Raw genomic sequence first — 17,115 nt, 5'->3', positions numbered from 1 at the left:
TGTTGACGATCTTCAAGTATATAGTTTTCATGCCCTCTTTGTCAAGAGGGCATGGGGCTGCGAAATCAGCCCTTGAGGTACTTGGCGAACCAGTCTAATGTTCTTTGAAAGGCTAATTTGGCGGCTTCCGGCCGATAGGTTTCTCGGGTATCGTTATTGAAGGCATGGCCGGCCCCTGGATATTCATAGATTTCAGCCGTTTTATGCGCGGCAGCCAAGGCCTCTTGGAGCTTTTTCACCTCTGAAGGAGGAATCGCCTGGTCTTCTTCACCGAAGTGGCCCATAAGAGGAACCTGCATCTTCGGAACCACATCAATGGGGTATTGGGGCTGGTTAGGGGTAGGGGTGCCGGAGATGCGCCCATAGTAGGCCACAACCGCGTTCAAGGTTGGGTCTTCGGCTGCCAGCAGCATGGCAAAGCGCCCGCCCCAACAAAAACCAACAACCCCTACTTTCTGGTTAGAGGTAGGCAGCTGACGCAGATAGCGCGCGGCGCCTTTAAGGTCATTTAAAATCTGTTGATCGGGGATTTTGTTGACGAATTCCAAAAGCGCGCCGAAGCCTCCGGAGCCGGAGGGCGGAGGGCCTTCCCGTGTAAACAGATCGGGCGCTAAGGCGTTATAGCCGGCAGAGGCGATGCGACAGGCCACATCGCGAATGTGGTCGGTCAAGCCAAAAATCTCGTGGATAACGATGACGCTACCGCGTTGTTGCTCCCCCTTAGGTTGCACGAGGAGACCCCGAAAATGCACGTTGCGTGCTTTATCGTCTACCTCGATCTCTTGTTTGATCAAGTTCGGGTCATGAAGCCCTTGACCGGGTGCATCCTGAGCGCCGGCACCCTTCGCTGCCATTCCAACGACCATCGCACCGGTTCCTCCCAATAACGTTCGGCGTGAGACTCCGCCTTTCGGTTCGCCCTGTCGCGTCATAGAAAGCTCCTTTAGGGTTTATGTCGCTCGCTTCGATGCTCTCTGTTGGGCCTATCGTCATGCGGTAGGCTTAAGCGTTGCATCTGCTGAAGCTGCTTATCGTCCGGCCGTGCCTGAACGATCAGCGTAGTGAGGAAAGGTTTGCCGTCTCGTTCGGCTCGTATCTGCAGTTTTTGCCCTACGGGCAGCGTTTCACTAAGGGCGGGGATTTCAAAACGCCCTCGTAACGGTCGCCCATCTATGGCGGTAATCCAGTCGCCGGGGCGCAGCCCTGCGGCGTCGGCCGGGCTGCCCACAAACACGGTGTCAATCTGTATGCCGTGCTCGTCTGCCTTACCGGGGATAAAACCAAACCAGCCGAGAGGGGGCAGCGAACGCATATCCACGGCGAGTTTGACCACCTCGGCTTTTAAGGTATCTGCCGGCAGCGCAAATCCGATGGTGGTAATTTTGCCCAGCATAGGGTCCATAGGGCCTTCTGGGGGTGAGCCGGGTTCGGGAAATGGGCGGAAGAGATCGTTTGGAGGCCCGTTAAGTGCCCCCACCACCATACCTATCACGTGTGCGTGGGCGTCAATCACCGGGGCGCCACTGGCGCCTGGCCCTATTACCCCTTGCAGTTGAAGGAGATTGTTGTAGTGGAAACGGCCATCGGGAGAGCGTGCCCACAGGTTATGGGCCGTCACCATACCGAGAGTGGGCACTTGCGAGAAGCCGGCTTGGTTGCCGAACACAAGCACCAAACTGCCGGGTGGGGCGGCGCTATCCTCGCCCCAGTCCAAGGTAGGAACGTCGGTATCTTTAGGAAGGCGAAGTACGGCCACGTTGTTTTTGTAGTCCACATTCATACCAACAGCCGGCACCCATTTCCCGGCATCCGTGATGACGATGGGGTGAGCCATGCACCCCACCACTTCGGCCGTAGTCACCACCAGGTCTTTTTGAATAAAGAACCCGCTGCCCGTAAGCCTTATTGGAGGCATATCGCTTGCATAAGTGTAGACCTGTACGGAAGGCTTAGACGGTTTAAAATCGCGCCCTTTTGGAAGGGGTGGAGGGCCGGGGGAGAAGAACAGAAAGGTGCCCGGTGTAGGGGAAAAGCCTTGTGCAGGCGGGAAGGGAGGTTTGTCTGGGCCGCCAAAAGGTCGTGCCCAACCGTGGATGGTCACCACGCAAACGCGGGTTTTCGATATGAGCTGAGCAAGCTCAACAGAAAGCTCTTGCAGGAGATGCGTGTCGGTAGAGGCCTCTTGTTGAGGAGGAGGGGACTGTGGCGATGCAAAACTTCGCTCCAGTAGCAACACCCCTCCCAGCCCCAACACAATAGGCAAGACAACAAACACAAGACGTTTTCGGCGCATGGTTGCAAGAGCACCTGCTTTCAAAGGTTTAGTAGATGGTTTGACGATCTGGCGAGTCGGGTTGCAAGCCCGTGAGAACAAACTGAGCTTCTGCGGTTGTATTTTGAGAAGCAGAGGGTGCCTTAGCCACCTGGTTCGATGCTGCCGTAGAGGCTCCCGACTTATTATTTGCCACCACCGGGGCGTTGGAAGTGGGAACGACAGACGCATGGTGTTTAGAGACCTTCGATGTCGCCACATCCCTGCGTGTGCTGCTATGCTTTTGCGGATGATGTTCCTCAGAGGTTTTTGCGCCCTGATGCTTCTTCATGGGGGGCGCTGTGGCCATATCGTCCTCATCGGCAGAAGTGGTCGCGTTGTCTAATCCGAGCAGGCTACTGGCAACGGTGTCGGATTGAGGAGATGCGGTAAGACTTGGCTCCGAAGTGAGGTTGGGCGAGGGAACAGAGGTACCAACGAACGCCGGAGGTTTTTGGGTCTGTTCACGCGAGAGAAGGCGTCCGGCCAAAAACCCCGGTAAAAGGAACAGCAAGGCGAGCAAGACCACGGGTATCGTGTGCCTTTTGGAGGTTGCCGGAACCAGCTCTTCTTGCACGAGGCGTGCGCGCAGTGTATACCAACCCGAGCGCGGTTCGGGCACTTCGGCGGAGCGGGCGACTTGGAGCCATCGGCGCGTCTCTTTCATGCTATCAAGCTCGGCTCGACAACTTTCACACACGGCCAGATGGCGCTCAACATCCTCCATGCGCTCTTCAGGCAAGCGCCCTGTAAGGTAGTCCCACAACAGCAGTTGGGCGTAACGACAGGTCAAATTTTCAAAATCTCGCATGGTTTTGTCCTCTCCCATCTCCATTAGGCTTTCAAAAGCGATTCGAGCCTCTCCCTAAAGGCACGTCGAGCGCGAAACAGTCGGAGTTTAATGCTGGATATAGAGCAATCGAGAATTTGGGCTATCTCTTGATAGCTCAGCTCCTCAAAATCGCGCAAAACGATCACCTCTCGATGGGCTGCCGGCAAAGCGGCCAAAACACGGCGCACACGCTCTTGGAGGTCTTGTTGCACAACGATGTCGGCCGGGTCGCGGCCTCGCAGGGAGTTATCGGGCCGGTTGGCGAGCTGGTCATCGAAGGGAACCTCGCGTCGTCGCATTCGTGTTTTATAGCGGTCGCGGCAAAGGTTACTGGCGATCTTGATGAGCCAGGTCAACAGATTGCACTCCCCACGAAAGTTAGGCAACATGCGAAAGGCGCGCACGAAGGTTTCCTGCATCACGTCGTCGGCCTCATCGGCATCGTTGAGCATGCGGTAGGCGTAGCGATAGACGGCACGCGAGCAACGGGCATAAAGCTCTTCAAAGGCCTCCATGTTGCCTTCTCGGCATTTTTGCGCCAGCTCTTGTTCTGATAGCCCAGATTTCACTTTTCATCCTCCCAACATCTCAGGCACACTTGAGATCGCAGGCCGCGTGCCTGCAGTTCGAAGCACCTTTCAAAATAGATAGACGACGCAGGCCCCTCGAAGTTATCTTGATGTGCCGACTTTTTACAAAAAATCTCTTTTTCTCTAGCTTGCATAGATGTCCATAATTTTATGGAGCAGCCGAATAGCTTCCGGTTTGGGGCGTTGGAAGCTATTTCGTCCGATGATGGAGCCGAAACCGCCTCCGTCTCGAATGGCACGTATCTCCTCCAGGAGTTTTTCCTCCGTTTCAAAAGCGCCGCCGGAAAAGATGACGATGCGTCGCCCCTTGAAGGCACACTCCACCACATGACGTACCCTATCGGCCAGCGTCTCGATGGGGATTTTTTGCGCCTCGTAGACCTTTCGGGCCGCCTCCTGCTCGATGTAGGCGGTCGGCAATTTCACCTTAATAATATGCGCACCCAGCTGTGCGGCGATATGAGCGGCATAGCCCACCACATCTATGGCGGTCTGGCCTTGCTGGCTCAGCCCGGAGCCGCGCGGATAAGACCAGATAACCACGGCAAGCCCATGACGTTTGGCCTCCTCGGCACAGGCGCGGATTTGGCTGTACATCTCGAGCCGATGAGCCGAACCGGGGTAGATGGTGAACCCAATGGCCACGCACCCAAGCCGCAGCGCATCGGCCACGCTTGCCGTGAGAGCCTGATTGGGGTCCTCTTCGTCATAGAGCACATCGTGGTCGTTGAGTTTGAGGATAAGCGGAATCTCGCCGGCATACTCGCGGGCGCCGGCCTCGAGGAAGCCTAGAGGGGCGGCGTAGGCGTTGCAGCCGGCCTCGATGGCCAGCTCAAAATGGTAGCGTGGGTCATAGGCCGGTGGGTTCGGGCCGAAACTGCGTGCAGGCCCGTGCTCAAAGCCCTGATCTACCGGCAAAATCACCAGGCGTCCCGTTCCCGCCAAACGCCCGTGGTTCAGTAACCGCGCTAGGTTGGTAAGGGTACCGGGATTATCGCTGCCGTACCAGCTCAAAATCTCTTTTACACGCTCCGTCATCCTGTTCTCCTACTCGCTCCTTTCTAAAGATGCACCATCGCTTCTTTCTGTTAATACGTCTTAAAACAGCATGTTTCCTTCTAGAGAAAGGGCATTTTTCGACGGAAACCGTAAAAGTAGCCCGACCGAAGTGGATAGAGTGAATGAGATGAACTTACGTGTGAGAGTTGGTAGAGAAGGGCTTTAGCCCATCCACAATGGTTTGAAATAGGGTAGAACACCACCCCCATGGATCAAGTCCGGCGCATTAAAATCGGCAAGCTCCAACAGTTAGATGCACTGGCCTAAGAGTGTGGACACCGCATTTTGTCTGTCATCGTTGTTATCGCCTTTTAGGATCATTCCCTTAAAGCAAAGAAGGGGAAAATGGGAGGCAGAGGAGGGTATCCGTCTCCTCTACCGCCCATCCATAGAGCGCTTATGGGACGTGGTAGTAGTCGGGATTGCCATTGAGGACTACGGGAAATCCAGCTGCCCAACCATCAGCGGCGCTTTCATGGTTGCCATCGCCACCACTCACCGAGGAGAATACACCAGAAGCTGTGTTATTACTGCCTCCGGTTATCGTGGCAAATGGGGCAGTGATCTGATTGTCCATCCCCACTACAATCCCTGCAAAGGAGGTGCGCGTATTTCCCACGCCCATGATTAGGTTGTGAGATGGACCGTTGACAGGGATTGGGATTGGGCCTGGATGGGGTGGGAATGGTATTCTGAACTGAGGACTGGGCTTACCGCCTGAATTGGCCGGTGGGCTTGTTTTTGGCGCATCCTTGCCCTTAGGAACTAGCCTTTGGATAACCGCTGGCGGCGGAGGGGGTTCATCGTATCCGATGATCAGGTTGCCCAACCCATTTCCTTTCCAGTCGTTGATACCGTAGGGATCGTTGGGGTTGCCGTTGGTTGCTCCCAGTCCGTTTTGTACCCACAGATTGGCATGGATGACTTTTACATCTAATCCGTGGATGTCTACTTTGGCTCCGGCAGGGTCTTGGATGATCATGCCGTTGTTATCGGCAGTGATGTACTGCGTCTTGGTCTTCAGCGTCTGCACGTCTTGGGTAAGTTGGGCCAGGGTATCGTAGCCTTTGGCCATCACCTGAGGCAGGGGGGTGAACCACAAAGCCCCTATGAGGGCACACAATCCTAGCCCCGCCTGTACCTTCATCCGTCGTAGAGCTGTTGCGACCTTCTGTTGGGAGCTCTTCAGCAGAAATTCGGTATCTGCCAGATGCGCCTCCGAGTCGGCCAACCGTAACTTGGTGGTGCGGTGCTCTTGCTCAAGAGCCTCCAGTCGAGCCTGTAGTGCAACTACCTGCTCTGTTAGTTTCTCCATGTTCATTTTTCACATGCCTCCTTAGAGTTATTTTTATGGGTTGTTGATGTCATCTGTAAGTTGAAGCTGTCACAAAACCATCGGCGAAAACCCACTTCCCGTTTTGGTGGCGACGCCTACGGTCTGGTGCATAAAGCCTGCCTAATATTATCGCCGGCGGGCTACTGCCCGCCCGGTGTGGCTACATTGGTCATCACCTCCACGTTGTCTACCCCCATGTTGATGGGACTCTGGTTGTTCGCCTCCCCAAACGCAACACAACGGGTAGGCGCCTCCACTCAACAGGAGGTCTACTCGAGCGTACTGCACGTCGGCGCTGGGGAAGGCGTCGTCGAAGATGGTGTAGAAGAGGCCTCCGTTGGGGTTGCGGCGGTGGCGAAAGCGTTGACGGAGGTATTGGCCTCAGGGGTGCTGATGTAGAAGTTGTTTTGGTGGCAGGTAGCGTTCGGGTTGGGTTGGATGGCAATGTTCCAGCCGGTGAATTTGCCGGTCTCGAAGTCTCCGTTTTTGTGAAGGGAGACAGGCTTAGCTAGAGCCACCGAGGTGGCCGTCAAAAGCAGCACAGATACGGCCAAGGCCGCGACAGAGAAACTCTTCATGTGTGCATGTCCTCCGAATGGCGCTTTGATTATGAAGGGCTTAGCCCGGAGCGCTCTCCTAGCATGTATATCTTGCACAGGGTCTTTTAAAGACCTATACGACCATGATAACACATGTGTTTCAATTCAAAGTGTGAACTTTGTCACAAAATGAGTGTGAAATATTTCACATAAAATTAATAGCATCGCAATTTAAAGTTGGATTGATAGAGAGGAACAAACAAAAACGCCTCCACGTGGTTTGCGAGGAGGCGGCTATCTATTCGAGGCAAGCGCTACGTTTTATACCGAATCTGCTTAGTGTGGGGAGGTGCGAGATTTTTGGGGTTTGTTCGTAGAGGCCTTTTGGGTTAATAGTTGCTGAACCATTTGGACGGCTTGTGACACATCCTGCGCTTGTCCAACATAACGATGTTCCCTATCGAGAATGCGGATATCCGGTATTCCCTGTACACCGAAGCTTGTTGCGACTTTGCCATCATCATCGGCCAAGAGAGGATAGGTGAGTCCATGACGTTTCTTAAAGCTTAGCAGCTGCTCCCGTGTTGGGTTAGCCCCTTCGGGTACGGCGATGCCGAACACCTGCACACCTCTCTTTTTGAAAGCCTGCCAAATCTCTTTTTCTACATGAGGAGCCTCCTCATTGCAGGTTCCTCAATAGTAGCCGTAAAAATCGAGGACGATGATCTTGTTTTTGAACTGAGAAAGGCTTATGGACTTTCCGGTGGCATCGCGGAGTGCAAAATGAACAACGTCACCGGGTTTATAGGGGCCTTTCGGTTGGGCTAAGGAGCCGAGCGCAAACGCCATTGCGGCGGCTGCCGCGCAAACGGCTCCGACAACCTGGTACGGACGGTTAATTGGCTTCCACATTTTCTATTTCCCTCCTGTGGTCGAGGATGTTGTCGCCGATTTGGCCGCCTCCGCTGTGGTTTTCGGGCTGAAAGCCTCTTTTACCGCCGCCGTGGCCTGTGCGACGCTCATGCCGTTAAGACGGTCGCGCAAGAAGGTAAGGGCAGCCTGCAACTGCTTGTCATGGGCTTTATCGTTAAGGCCTTGCCAGTTCGGCTCCGGCAGCACCTCGATGTCGGGCAGGATGCCGCCGGTACCGGGAATACGGTTGTGGTTTTCGTCCTGCTGATAGTTAATGTCGTAATGCTTCGGGGGGTAGTAGAGTGCGGTGGTAAGCCTGAGACAGGAGCCGTCATCGAGTTGGAAAAGCGTTTGCACGCAGCCTTTCCCATAGGTACGCTGCCCGATGATAGTTCCTGCTCCGTAATCCTTAATGGCGCCGGTGACGATTTCGGAAGCGGAGGCGCTGGAATCGTTCACTAAAACGACGAGCGGCACGCGATGTTTGTAGGGGGTATCCACGTTTTCGAGTTTGCGGCCCTGCTCCTGACCGTCCCCTTCATGGATGATCACCACGTTGTTGTGGAGGGCGGGCACGCTGTTTTTCGGAATGAAGATAGAGGCGATCTCCACGGCTTTTTCCAGCAACCCACCGGGGTCGGAGCGCAGGTCGAAAACAAGGGCGCGCATGCCCTGCGCTTGGAGGGCCGAAAAGGCTTTGTTAAGCTGTTCCAGGCTCTTTTCATTGAACTCGGAGAGATAGATGTGGCCGATTTTGTATTTTGGATCTTCCATCCAATACTTAACGACGGGCGGTTCTACGCGCGCACGGGTGATGGTAAATTCGATGGTTTTATTTCCACGCGCCACCGTGATGCGCACTTTCGTGCCGGCCGGCCCTTTGATCAGCTTTACCACGTCGTTGATGTCCATGCCGACCACAGAGGTGTTGTTAACGCGGGTGATGACATCGCCTGCCTTCATGCCAACGTGTTCGGCCGGGCCGCCTTCGATCACCTCATCTACAATGATGCGCGGTGGGTCGGCTCGGAGCATGGTGCCGATGCCCTCAAAATCGCCTCGGGTGGTTGTCTCTTGGAACTGCAGCCATTCGTCTGGATCGAGAAAGCTGGTGAAGGGGTCGTGAAGCGTCAGCAACATACCGCGGATAGCATCGTAGGTGAGTTGGCGGGTTTTGTTTTCGCCTATGCTGCCGTAGTAATATTTGCGCAGTAGCGATAGCCCTTCGGCATACATGGCCTCAGCATCGGCCGAGTTTTTTGCGTTCTGTGGGTTTTGCGTGACATCATCGCTCTGAAGAAAGCGAACCGGATGAAACCCCGGCTGGAGGGCAGACTGCGAAAGGCTTTTGCTGGCAAAACCGGCCAACAATGCCAGGAAAACCACACTAACGATCAGAGGACCCACGATCTCACGTTTCATAAGTTTTTTCCTTCACGACCTCTTTTACTTTCGGCCTATTCTGCACGTTGGATGGCCGCATCGGTATCCACTTGGTTGGGTGTCAGAGAGATATCTGGAGTTAGACCACGGCCTAGGTCAACACCGGTTGCCGTTAAAAGGTGCGCCGAGGCGATCTCCATGGCAGCCCCATCGGGAAGCGGGGCATAGAGCTGCAGCACGTCGTCTCCATCGGTGTGGGCGCCCACGATCTGAGCGTGGGCGAGGTCATGCAGTGCTGCCGCCACGAACTCGGCGATATTGGCCGTGCCGGCATCTACAAGCACGGTAATCTTTTGGATGGGGAGCTTTTGGGAAGCCGTTATCATCACCGGCGAGCGGTCGTTGGGGTGTTTTTCTATAATCCCGGCTTTGCCGCCGCCGGTCAGTTCCCCAATGAGAGTCTGTGCTGCGTGCCATCCGTCAAGATCGGGGGCGTTTATAGCCTCCACTCCCCCTGGGTTCTGACGCAGGTCAACGATCAATCTCTTGAGGTTGCCGGCGCTTGCCAGTGCCTGTTGGAAGGCCTTTTCACTCTCTTTGTTGAAGAGCTGGATGCGCAGATAGCCTATTCCATCCCCAAGAGAGCGGTAGGAAACGAGGGGCACCACGGTCAGTGCGGTGGTAACGGTTTTGGTAAGGGGGGTGGCCTCGCCAGGCCGCACGATGGTCAGCTGGTGCGTTTGGCCGGTACCGGTAGTTAGGAGTTCCATTGCTTTAGAGAGGGAGTAGCCATCTTTGAATTTATTGGCGACATCCTCAAGCTCTTTCTGTTTGGCGGCATCGTTTTTGCCGGTCTCATCTTGAATGCGGTTCACATCGGCGAGGATAGAGTAGGCAATGATCCAGTGCCCATCAATGTGGGTAATGCGGTCGCCATCTTGCAAACCGGCCTTTTGCGCGGGACTATTAGGCATCACATCGGTGACGGTGAGGTAGCGATAGTCTACATCCTTCTGTTTGGTTTGCAGGATGTTCAGCACCGCTCCAATGCCGTAAAACCGGCCCTGCAGGGCATCGGTATGTGCTTGCCCCAAAGAGGGTTTTAGGAAGTCCGTTTTGGGATCGTTGAGGGAGGCGAACATGCCGGAGAGCGCACCGTCGCCCAAAGAGGTCTCCGTGCCATAGCTGCGCACATAATCATGCCGCACATGCTCGAGCACACTTTCAAAAACCTCGGCGGGGGGAACGTTCACATCTTGTAAGGCGAAGCGCCCGTCTGCAAGCTCGATGCCGGCAAGATGCCGTCGGTCTGTCGCAATAAGCCGTCGCAGGTTCCACAAAGAGGTGTCTGCATGCGAGGCCATTTGGCGCCCAACCCAAAAAGCGCCTGCCGTTACCACGGCTAAGCCCGTAATCGCACCGATACGACGCAAAAGCTTTTTCACTCGTGCCTCCCTTCACACCCTTGGCAAAGGGCGCGACCGCATCTGTTTTGCCCTTCCGAAGAGATTAGACTGCAGAAGTAGCTCCATTGTTTTAGGATATTTTTATTATACTCCGGCATTTGAATAGAAGTTCTCAGAGGGCGGATCGTTGGGACTGCACTCTTTCAAAAAGCGCCCCATAGCGTCGGGCGACCTCATGGCAGGTGAAATGCTGCACCACGTAGTCTCTGCCGGCACGCCCCATTTCGTCGGCCAGAGAGCGATCTTCATAAAGCGCTTGCAAGGCAGAAGTGAGCGCTTTGGCGTCTTCTGGGGGGATGCACAGCCCACAGCCTGCCTTCTGTATCACGCGATGCGTGTCGCTTTCTGGGTCAACACCGGCGATAACGGGTCGCCCAACCCCCATGATGGTAAAAAGTTTGCTGGGAACCGAATCCTCCGTAAGTCCTTTGCGTAATGGGATCAGCCCTACATCGGCAGCGGAGTAGAGTTCTGGTACACGTTCATACGGTTGTAGGGGCAGAAATATCACGTTATGAAGCCCCATAGTTTTGGCGCGGTTTACCAACGCCTCTTTAGAGGCCCCATCTCCTACAATCAGGATGCGGAGATCGGGTAGGTGTTGAAGGCAGAGTGCGGCCTCAAGCAAAGTCTCTAAGCCCTGCGAAAGCCCGACATTGCCGGCAAAAAGCGCCACGAACTTATCCTCCAAACCGTGCTCTTTACGAAAAGCGTTATGGCGTGGCAGAGGACGCACAAAACTCTCATCAATGAAGTTAGGAATGACCTCGACTTTCTGTTCGGGAACCCCTTTGCGCAGCAGATTGGCCTTAAAACAGTCTGAAATAACGCTGACGGCAGCCGCTTTTTGGTAGACAAAGCGTTCCATCCATTCAAAAAAACGGATGACCATTCTGTTTTTCAACACGCCAAGGCGAACCGCCACGTCGGGATAGATGTCTTGAACGTTATAGATAAACGGTACGCCCTTAATGCGGCTCAATGCCCATGCGGTGATACCGTTGGTGAGCGGAGGAGAGGGGGCAAGGATGAGATCGAAACGCCCGATGAGCAGCCCCGCGACGCCGGAGGTGAGGTTAAAAGAGAGGTAGTTCAGCAGGCGGCCCCAAAAACGGGTCTTTTTCGAAGGAACATAGAGATAGACGCGATGTACTCGCATGGAGCCTATCTGCTCTCGTGCCCACAGTTTGCCTCGATAGGCTGGCCAGATGCGGTTTTGGTCGTAATGGGGCATACCGGTAATTACGACCACCTCATGGCCTTGACGTGTCAGCTCCTCTCCCAGCAGCGTCATAAGAATGGCATTGGTGGCGCTTTCGGGTCGGAAGTAGGTTGAGAGCAAAAGGATGCGCATAGCTTATCTCATGTTAGCCTTGCTACTTTGTAAGATCGTCTGATAGAGGTTCAAGGTCTTCTGTGCCTCTTTCTCCCAAGTGAAACGGGTGACATTAGCATACCCTTTTTGGCGTAGTTGGGCTTGGAGCGTTTCACTGTTCAGCACCTGACGCAAGGCGGATAGGAGGGAGTCGTAAGAACAGGGGTCAAAATATATGGCGCCTTCGCCGGCGATTTCCGGAAGCGAACCGGCGTGGGAGCAGACCAATGGCACGCCGGCCCACTGTGCTTCGAGGGCGGGAAGCCCGAATCCCTCGTAGTGAGAAGGAAAAACAAGCACGTGTGCAGCCTGAAGGAGGGCGGCGACGGTTAGCTCATCCACATAACCGGTACAGATGACCCGATCGCCCAATCCGAGTTTAGTGATCGTTTGTTCGACCACTGAATTTGGGGGAGTATGTCCTATAAGCACCAACTGATGAGGATAGGTTTCGGTAAGCTTTGCGAAACCTTCCACCAAAAAAGGAATGTTTTTGTGCGGGCTAAGGCTGCTAAAAGCGAGAAGATAAGGCTGCTGGATGTGGAGATGACACAGCACCTCGCGCACCTTGTCGGGGGAGCATGAAGGTTTGGGACGTGAAGAGCGGTGAATAACGCATATTTTGCTACTGTCTACTCTCAAATGAGTTATGATCTCTTGTTTTGTAAATTCGGAGATAGCATGCACTTTGGTAGCACGGCGCGCGACACGTGGGACAAGGAGGGCAAGTGCGCGCCGTCGCAGTGGCTCCATCTGTTCGCCAAACGCAAGATAGTTCAGATCGTGAATTGTTACGATATGAGGACATGGCGTGAAGAGCGGGCCTACATATCCGCAAGAATGAAGCAAGGAAATCTGCTCTTGCTTAACAAGTCTAGGGAAATGGATTTGCTCATAGAGGTAACGTGCTTTTCGATTTTGAGCCCAGATGGGGCAGACCACCATGCGGAAATTCGGTGTTGGCGTATAGGGCGCTGCTTGAGCCTCTTTACTGACGAAGAGCACATACTCATTCTCCGAGTCAATAGTGGAGAGACCGTGAATGAGGTCTTCAGCGTAAGTTTGGGTGCCGCCCACATGGTTAGGGATAAGATAGAGCAAATTAAGCCCGATACGCATCTTTACACCTCTTTGTGTGCGATTTCGTTAAAAGCAGGATCGCGGCCTGGGTCTTTCTCTGGAAAGCGAGGTACATCCTCAATGGAACGACATCTAAACTTCCGCTGAAGTTCCACGAAGCCCTTTGCCAATTTAAAAACAAAAGGAGGGGTAAGGGCGATAAGGAAAGCTCCCAAGCGTTTGCTGCCGCGCCACTGAGAGCGCAAGAGGGAAGAGTGGCGGAGGTAAGAAATGTGATAAAGTCCATCTGCCCGTCGAGCGCATAGAAAGCGGAGTGTTCCTATGCCCATGGCACGATGAAAAGCGTTTTTCGCCTCGTTACAGACCTCCGGCGGGTAGTGAGCAGCCAGTCTATCTATCATGACATCCCATCCGTGAAAGACATCCCAGCAATGTTCGCTCCATGAAAAGACCTCTGCGCCTCCTACACGATTACGCACTAGCGGTTCTGCAATGACAATGACGGCTTTACCTGCAATAGATTCCATAATGAAGCCCACATGCACAAAATGTGTACCTAGATAGGCATTAGCATCCGCCTGTGTCAAAAGCTGGCGTTGGAAAATACAGCTCCCAAGAAAGCCCATTGCCCAACTGTAGCGCTGAAGAAATATATCAGAACTTATACATGTGTCTTTACATACTGGGAGGACTCTTTCGCGCAACACTCGTGAGATATTTGCATCAACATAGCGATAGTTGACAAACAAAAACAGAGGCGGCTCGGTGGCCTCTTGAAGTGCACGGAGCACAGTAGCAATAGCTTCTGGCTCCATTCGATCATCCTCACCGAGGAGCCAGCAATATTCGGCGGTGCATTTTGTTGCAGCATTGAGAATGTTGTGTTCTAAGCCTAGCCGGCGAGGATTTTTGTAATAAACAAGAAATGGGTAGTGCCTTTTTATCTTCTCTATAACCGATCGATTGGCGAAGTCTTCGGCATCATCTGTAACGAAGGTGGGCACAGAAAACTCTTTGGCTGCTGCGATTACAGAGAGCAAACAGCGCTCTAACTGATCAGGACGGTGATAGGCGGGAATGCAGATACCTAATTGTTTGTTTGGATGTGTAGACACCTTAGGGTTCTCCGTCACGTTGAGGTCGTGCGCAAATTCGACGTCCGTATCTGTTGGCTGTGGTGCGCATAGAGAATTTTCAGTTTGCAAATGATTTCAATGACCAGCACAATAAAGCCAAAGAAGAGCGCATCTAAGGGAAAATCGAAAAAGGCGAGAAAAGCAGGGGCCGCCACGATGAGCAGGGCATAGAGCAGCACGCGCGGATGTTGGTAACCTTGGCGTAGGTTAAGTGTATTGATGCGCGGGAATACGATGGTATACAGGAACGCTATGAGCACTGTCGCCGGGTTTAAAAGCCCTGAAAGGACTACGCCGATCCATCCAAAATCAGCAAAGTAGGGCACACTGGCGAAGGCTGGAGTGAACCCTTTTTGCGCCTCGCCAGGGTAGAAAATATCGTCGATCAGAATGATTCCATAGGAATAGGGTTTATTCGGATACAGAGCCCGCGGAACGATGCGCCAAAAGCTTGAAAAGAAGATTTCGCCGTGATAGAGCGGAATTTGACCGTTGAGATAGCGTTGATAGTACATGGCATCATTGACAAAATAGTCTGAATAGGTGGCGATCTTCATAAGATTGAGGCCATGCATGGAACTTGTAAAGTTATAAACAAATAACAGCAGCGAGACCGATGTCAATAGAACAAATGTCACCCCTAAATACCGAAATCGGCGTATCGCCAAAACAGAGAGCAAGTAGGCAGTATAGCTAATAATATAGCCCTTAGACCCTAGTAAATAGACGCCGAATAGATAGAGTGGCAACCGTGTAAAAAAAGCTGTTAGAGATGAGGTATAGATGGTGCCTAAAACAGTAGCTAAGGCTAAAAAAGTAATGCACAAGGCGTACCACTCACCTGCTCCTGTGCGGTGGAACTGGTAACCCATTCGAGGGTTGAGAATCCATGGGATAACGCCATAATCATGACGCGCTAACAGGACAAAACACACTAAAAATAGTCCATAAAAGATATCTGCTGCAAGACGCATTCGCCCTGGACGTGCAGGATGATTCTCCAAATGAAGCCAACTTTCTAAAAAGTCACGCATCCGTTGGTGGGAGAAAATATGAACAAAAAAGATGAGAGCTGCAAACGTAAGACTATCGTGCACGTTCTGGACAATCAAAGCATACTGAAAGTAGGGATTGAAGAGTCCCCCCCTCAGTAGAAAGAGCGGTCCGGTAAGCGTAGTGACAATTTGTGGAGGAATTGTGAAGAATGCATAGATTGTTAGAAGATTAATGCGATTTAAGCGAAAATAGAAGGTGAAGTAGAGAGGAGGAAGAATCAGAAGCCCTAGCCAAAGGAGGAGATTGAGCATATAGAGCAGTATCATCGGTAACGCTCCTCTAAAGCCTTCCCCATACGCCCTCTAAGAAAGTCCACAACTCCGTTGATCATCGCACGTATCTGCCTTCTCTCGCCCTTGATAAGCCTCAAAGCTACCCATAGGAGCCGTGTCATGAAGAAGTAGATAAAAAAGAAAATAAGAGCTACTGGATTATGCTGGTGCTTGCGCATGAAATAGAGGCGGTTGCGTGTGCAGTAATACACGGTAAGGGGGGACATTTTGCCTCCGCTCGTGCTGCTTTCCTTGTGGTAGACAACTGCTTGAGGCACAAATTTCACCTTGGCCCCTAAGGATACAGCTCGGGTAATTAGGTCGGTATCGTCGCAATAGATAAAGTAGGCTGCATCGTATGTACCGACCCGTTCTAAAAGGGCCCTCGGAAAGAGAGCGGCGCAGGTGCTTGTCATCTTTCCGTAGACGATCTGCGATGTACGCTCATTGTCTAGACGGTTGTAAAAGAAGTCGCGGTGCACGCCTCGCCAATAATCAAAGTCGCCAAAATGGTTGTTGATGCGTTTAGGGTCATCATAATAGAGAATTTTCGGAACTATAATGGTATCCGGCTCCGCAGCCTCCACAAGATGGGTGAGAAAGTGCGAATCTACTTCTGTGTCGTTATTTAGTAATAGCACATAATCGCACTGCTGCTCAAGACACCACATAATGCCGGCCTCGTTCCCACCGGTGATGCCGGTGTTTTCAGGGAGGCGTATGAGATGAATATCGGGATAGTTTGCGGCAACCCAGTCGGCAGATCCATCGGTAGAGGCATTATCAACAAGCACAATCTTTACCGAGGGATAGACGACAGCTGTGAGAGATTGCAGGCATGCAGGTAAATAGCTGCCTCCGTTGTAGTTTACAAGCACGATACCTATAACAGGTAAGGTGCGAGGCGATCGGTGCTCTCTGATCTGTTGGACGGTTGCTTCCGGCTGTTGGTTCATACTAACCTCGCATCAATCCGCGCTGACGCATCTGTTGGAGCGATTCCTCATAGCCTTGTGCCTCTTCGTGGTGGGTTTCAGCCCATCGTAAAAAGTTTTGTAGTCCCATGGGAAACGCCCATCGTGGTTCGTAATCGAGAAGCTCTTTGGCTCTTCTAAGGTCTGCAATATTGTGGCGGATGTCTCCCAGACGATAGGAACCCGTTATCTTGATGAGCGACCGATTGCCGAAAAAGTGATTGATGCGTTCCGCCACCTCGCGCAAGGTGGTTGGTTGGCCACTGCCGATATTCACCGTATAGACCCCCTCTTGGGGAGTTTTTAGTGCTTTTACAGTGGCCTCAACGACATCCTGAACGTATACAAAGTCACGGCTTTCTTCTCCATCCTCAAACACGTAGATCGGTTTTCCCCGCCGTGCCTGCCCTGCAAATACGGCGAGTACCCCGGTATAGGGGTTGCTAAGCGATTGTCCAGGGCCGTAGACATTCTGAAAGCGCAAGGCATAGGCTGCGATACCTCGTGCTTTTGCAAAAAGTAAGATCATCTGTTCCTGTATCTGTTTGGTTAAGCCGTAGAAGGAAGTCGGTTGATAAGGGGCACCCTCATCGGTAGGTAGGGGACGACAGAATGAGGGGCAACGTGGGCAACGCGGCTCAAAGTTCCCTGCATCCATGTCTTCGACGAGGCGCTCTTTCGGATAAACGACACCGTGAGTTTCACAGAAATACTTTCCCTCTCCATAGACCGCGCGTGAGGAGGCTACCACAATGCGTTGAATGCGACTGTCTCTAGCGTTCATCAAATAGTCC

The 17,115-nt window shown here is 52.9% G+C and carries 16 protein-coding genes and 1 pseudogene; all 17 read right to left on the bottom strand.

All coding sequences use genetic code 11. From position 1 onward, the window contains the following. Positions 1 to 65: 65 nt before the first annotated feature. Positions 66 to 932: a dienelactone hydrolase family protein gene (locus tag VKV18_RS10905; protein WP_324204235.1), complete on the bottom strand. Its 867-nt coding sequence runs from the start codon at positions 930 to 932 to the stop codon at positions 66 to 68. 11 nt (positions 933 to 943) lie between these two features. Next, the gene (locus VKV18_RS10900; protein WP_324204234.1) at positions 944 to 2,293 is read right to left on the bottom strand and encodes a S1C family serine protease; all 1,350 of its coding nucleotides are present in this window, start codon (positions 2,291 to 2,293) and stop codon (positions 944 to 946) included. A gap of 28 nt (positions 2,294 to 2,321) precedes the next feature. Next, positions 2,322 to 3,122, bottom strand: coding sequence for a zf-HC2 domain-containing protein (locus VKV18_RS10895; protein WP_324204233.1), 801 nt, complete (start codon positions 3,120 to 3,122; stop codon positions 2,322 to 2,324). A 23-nt stretch (positions 3,123 to 3,145) separates the two neighbouring features. Next, positions 3,146 to 3,712 (bottom strand): RNA polymerase sigma factor, encoded by a 567-nt coding sequence (locus VKV18_RS10890; protein WP_324204232.1) that lies wholly within the window; start codon positions 3,710 to 3,712, stop codon positions 3,146 to 3,148. 144 nt (positions 3,713 to 3,856) lie between these two features. Further along, a complete protein-coding gene (locus VKV18_RS10885; protein WP_324204231.1) occupies positions 3,857 to 4,771 on the bottom strand; it encodes a class I fructose-bisphosphate aldolase in 915 nt (304 codons plus the stop codon). Positions 4,772 to 5,189: 418 nt separating this feature from the next. Continuing rightward, the gene (locus VKV18_RS10880) at positions 5,190 to 6,113 is read right to left on the bottom strand and encodes a hypothetical protein (RefSeq protein ID WP_324204230.1); all 924 of its coding nucleotides are present in this window, start codon (positions 6,111 to 6,113) and stop codon (positions 5,190 to 5,192) included. A gap of 284 nt (positions 6,114 to 6,397) precedes the next feature. After that, positions 6,398 to 6,706, bottom strand: a complete 309-nt coding sequence (locus VKV18_RS10875; protein WP_324204229.1) for a hypothetical protein — start codon at positions 6,704 to 6,706, stop codon at positions 6,398 to 6,400. Positions 6,707 to 7,003: 297 nt separating this feature from the next. Continuing rightward, positions 7,004 to 7,348 (bottom strand): annotated as a pseudogene (locus VKV18_RS10870) (peroxiredoxin family protein); the annotation flags it as partial. A gap of 12 nt (positions 7,349 to 7,360) precedes the next feature. Continuing rightward, positions 7,361 to 7,579: a hypothetical protein gene (locus VKV18_RS10865; RefSeq protein ID WP_324204228.1), complete on the bottom strand. Its 219-nt coding sequence runs from the start codon at positions 7,577 to 7,579 to the stop codon at positions 7,361 to 7,363. Positions 7,580 to 7,582: 3 nt separating this feature from the next. Next, the gene (locus VKV18_RS10860; protein ID WP_324204227.1) at positions 7,583 to 9,001 is read right to left on the bottom strand and encodes a S41 family peptidase; all 1,419 of its coding nucleotides are present in this window, start codon (positions 8,999 to 9,001) and stop codon (positions 7,583 to 7,585) included. A 35-nt stretch (positions 9,002 to 9,036) separates the two neighbouring features. Next, positions 9,037 to 10,407 carry a S41 family peptidase gene (locus tag VKV18_RS10855; protein ID WP_324204226.1) on the bottom strand — a complete coding sequence of 457 codons (1,371 nt, stop codon included), beginning with the start codon at positions 10,405 to 10,407 and terminating at the stop codon, positions 9,037 to 9,039. Positions 10,408 to 10,540: 133 nt separating this feature from the next. Next, on the bottom strand, positions 10,541 to 11,782 hold the full coding sequence (locus tag VKV18_RS10850) for a glycosyltransferase family 4 protein (RefSeq protein WP_324204225.1): 1,242 nt from the start codon (positions 11,780 to 11,782) through the stop codon (positions 10,541 to 10,543). A 3-nt stretch (positions 11,783 to 11,785) separates the two neighbouring features. After that, complete coding sequence (locus tag VKV18_RS10845) at positions 11,786 to 12,922, bottom strand: glycosyltransferase family 1 protein (RefSeq protein ID WP_324204224.1); 1,137 nt, start codon at positions 12,920 to 12,922, stop codon at positions 11,786 to 11,788. Between the two features lie 2 nt (positions 12,923 to 12,924). Then, on the bottom strand, positions 12,925 to 13,998 hold the full coding sequence (locus VKV18_RS10840) for a glycosyltransferase family 2 protein (protein WP_324204223.1): 1,074 nt from the start codon (positions 13,996 to 13,998) through the stop codon (positions 12,925 to 12,927). 14 nt (positions 13,999 to 14,012) lie between these two features. Further along, a complete protein-coding gene (locus VKV18_RS10835; protein ID WP_324204222.1) occupies positions 14,013 to 15,341 on the bottom strand; it encodes a hypothetical protein in 1,329 nt (442 codons plus the stop codon). Then, on the bottom strand, positions 15,338 to 16,303 hold the full coding sequence (locus VKV18_RS10830) for a glycosyltransferase family 2 protein (protein ID WP_324204221.1): 966 nt from the start codon (positions 16,301 to 16,303) through the stop codon (positions 15,338 to 15,340). The genes VKV18_RS10835 and VKV18_RS10830 overlap by 4 nt, the downstream gene beginning before the upstream one ends. A gap of 1 nt (position 16,304) precedes the next feature. Then, positions 16,305 to 17,115: NAD-dependent epimerase/dehydratase family protein (locus tag VKV18_RS10825; RefSeq protein WP_324204220.1), on the bottom strand; the 811-nt coding region annotated here is incomplete at its 5' end.

Source organism: Chthonomonas sp. (assembly GCF_035294505.1).
Classification (GTDB): Bacteria; Armatimonadota; Chthonomonadetes; order Chthonomonadales; family Chthonomonadaceae; genus Chthonomonas.
The sequence above is the reverse complement of the archived record's forward strand: the minus strand, read 5'-3'. Positions and strand labels throughout refer to the sequence as shown.

Bases quoted from the DNA above. Each gene is read 5' to 3' on its own strand.
- VKV18_RS10905 (WP_324204235.1), bottom strand. From the start codon at position 932: ATGACGCGACAGGGCGAACCGAAAGGCGGAGTCTCACGCCGAACGTTA.
- VKV18_RS10900 (WP_324204234.1), bottom strand. From the start codon at position 2,293: ATGCGCCGAAAACGTCTTGTGTTTGTTGTCTTGCCTATTGTGTTGGGG.
- VKV18_RS10895 (WP_324204233.1), bottom strand. From the start codon at position 3,122: ATGCGAGATTTTGAAAATTTGACCTGTCGTTACGCCCAACTGCTGTTG.
- VKV18_RS10885 (WP_324204231.1), bottom strand. From the start codon at position 4,771: ATGACGGAGCGTGTAAAAGAGATTTTGAGCTGGTACGGCAGCGATAAT.
- VKV18_RS10880 (WP_324204230.1), bottom strand. From the start codon at position 6,113: ATGAACATGGAGAAACTAACAGAGCAGGTAGTTGCACTACAGGCTCGA.
- VKV18_RS10875 (WP_324204229.1), bottom strand. From the start codon at position 6,706: ATGAAGAGTTTCTCTGTCGCGGCCTTGGCCGTATCTGTGCTGCTTTTG.
- VKV18_RS10865 (WP_324204228.1), bottom strand. From the start codon at position 7,579: ATGTGGAAGCCAATTAACCGTCCGTACCAGGTTGTCGGAGCCGTTTGC.
- VKV18_RS10860 (WP_324204227.1), bottom strand. From the start codon at position 9,001: ATGAAACGTGAGATCGTGGGTCCTCTGATCGTTAGTGTGGTTTTCCTG.
- VKV18_RS10850 (WP_324204225.1), bottom strand. From the start codon at position 11,782: ATGCGCATCCTTTTGCTCTCAACCTACTTCCGACCCGAAAGCGCCACC.
- VKV18_RS10845 (WP_324204224.1), bottom strand. From the start codon at position 12,922: ATGCGTATCGGGCTTAATTTGCTCTATCTTATCCCTAACCATGTGGGC.
- VKV18_RS10835 (WP_324204222.1), bottom strand. From the start codon at position 15,341: ATGATACTGCTCTATATGCTCAATCTCCTCCTTTGGCTAGGGCTTCTG.
- VKV18_RS10830 (WP_324204221.1), bottom strand. From the start codon at position 16,303: ATGAACCAACAGCCGGAAGCAACCGTCCAACAGATCAGAGAGCACCGA.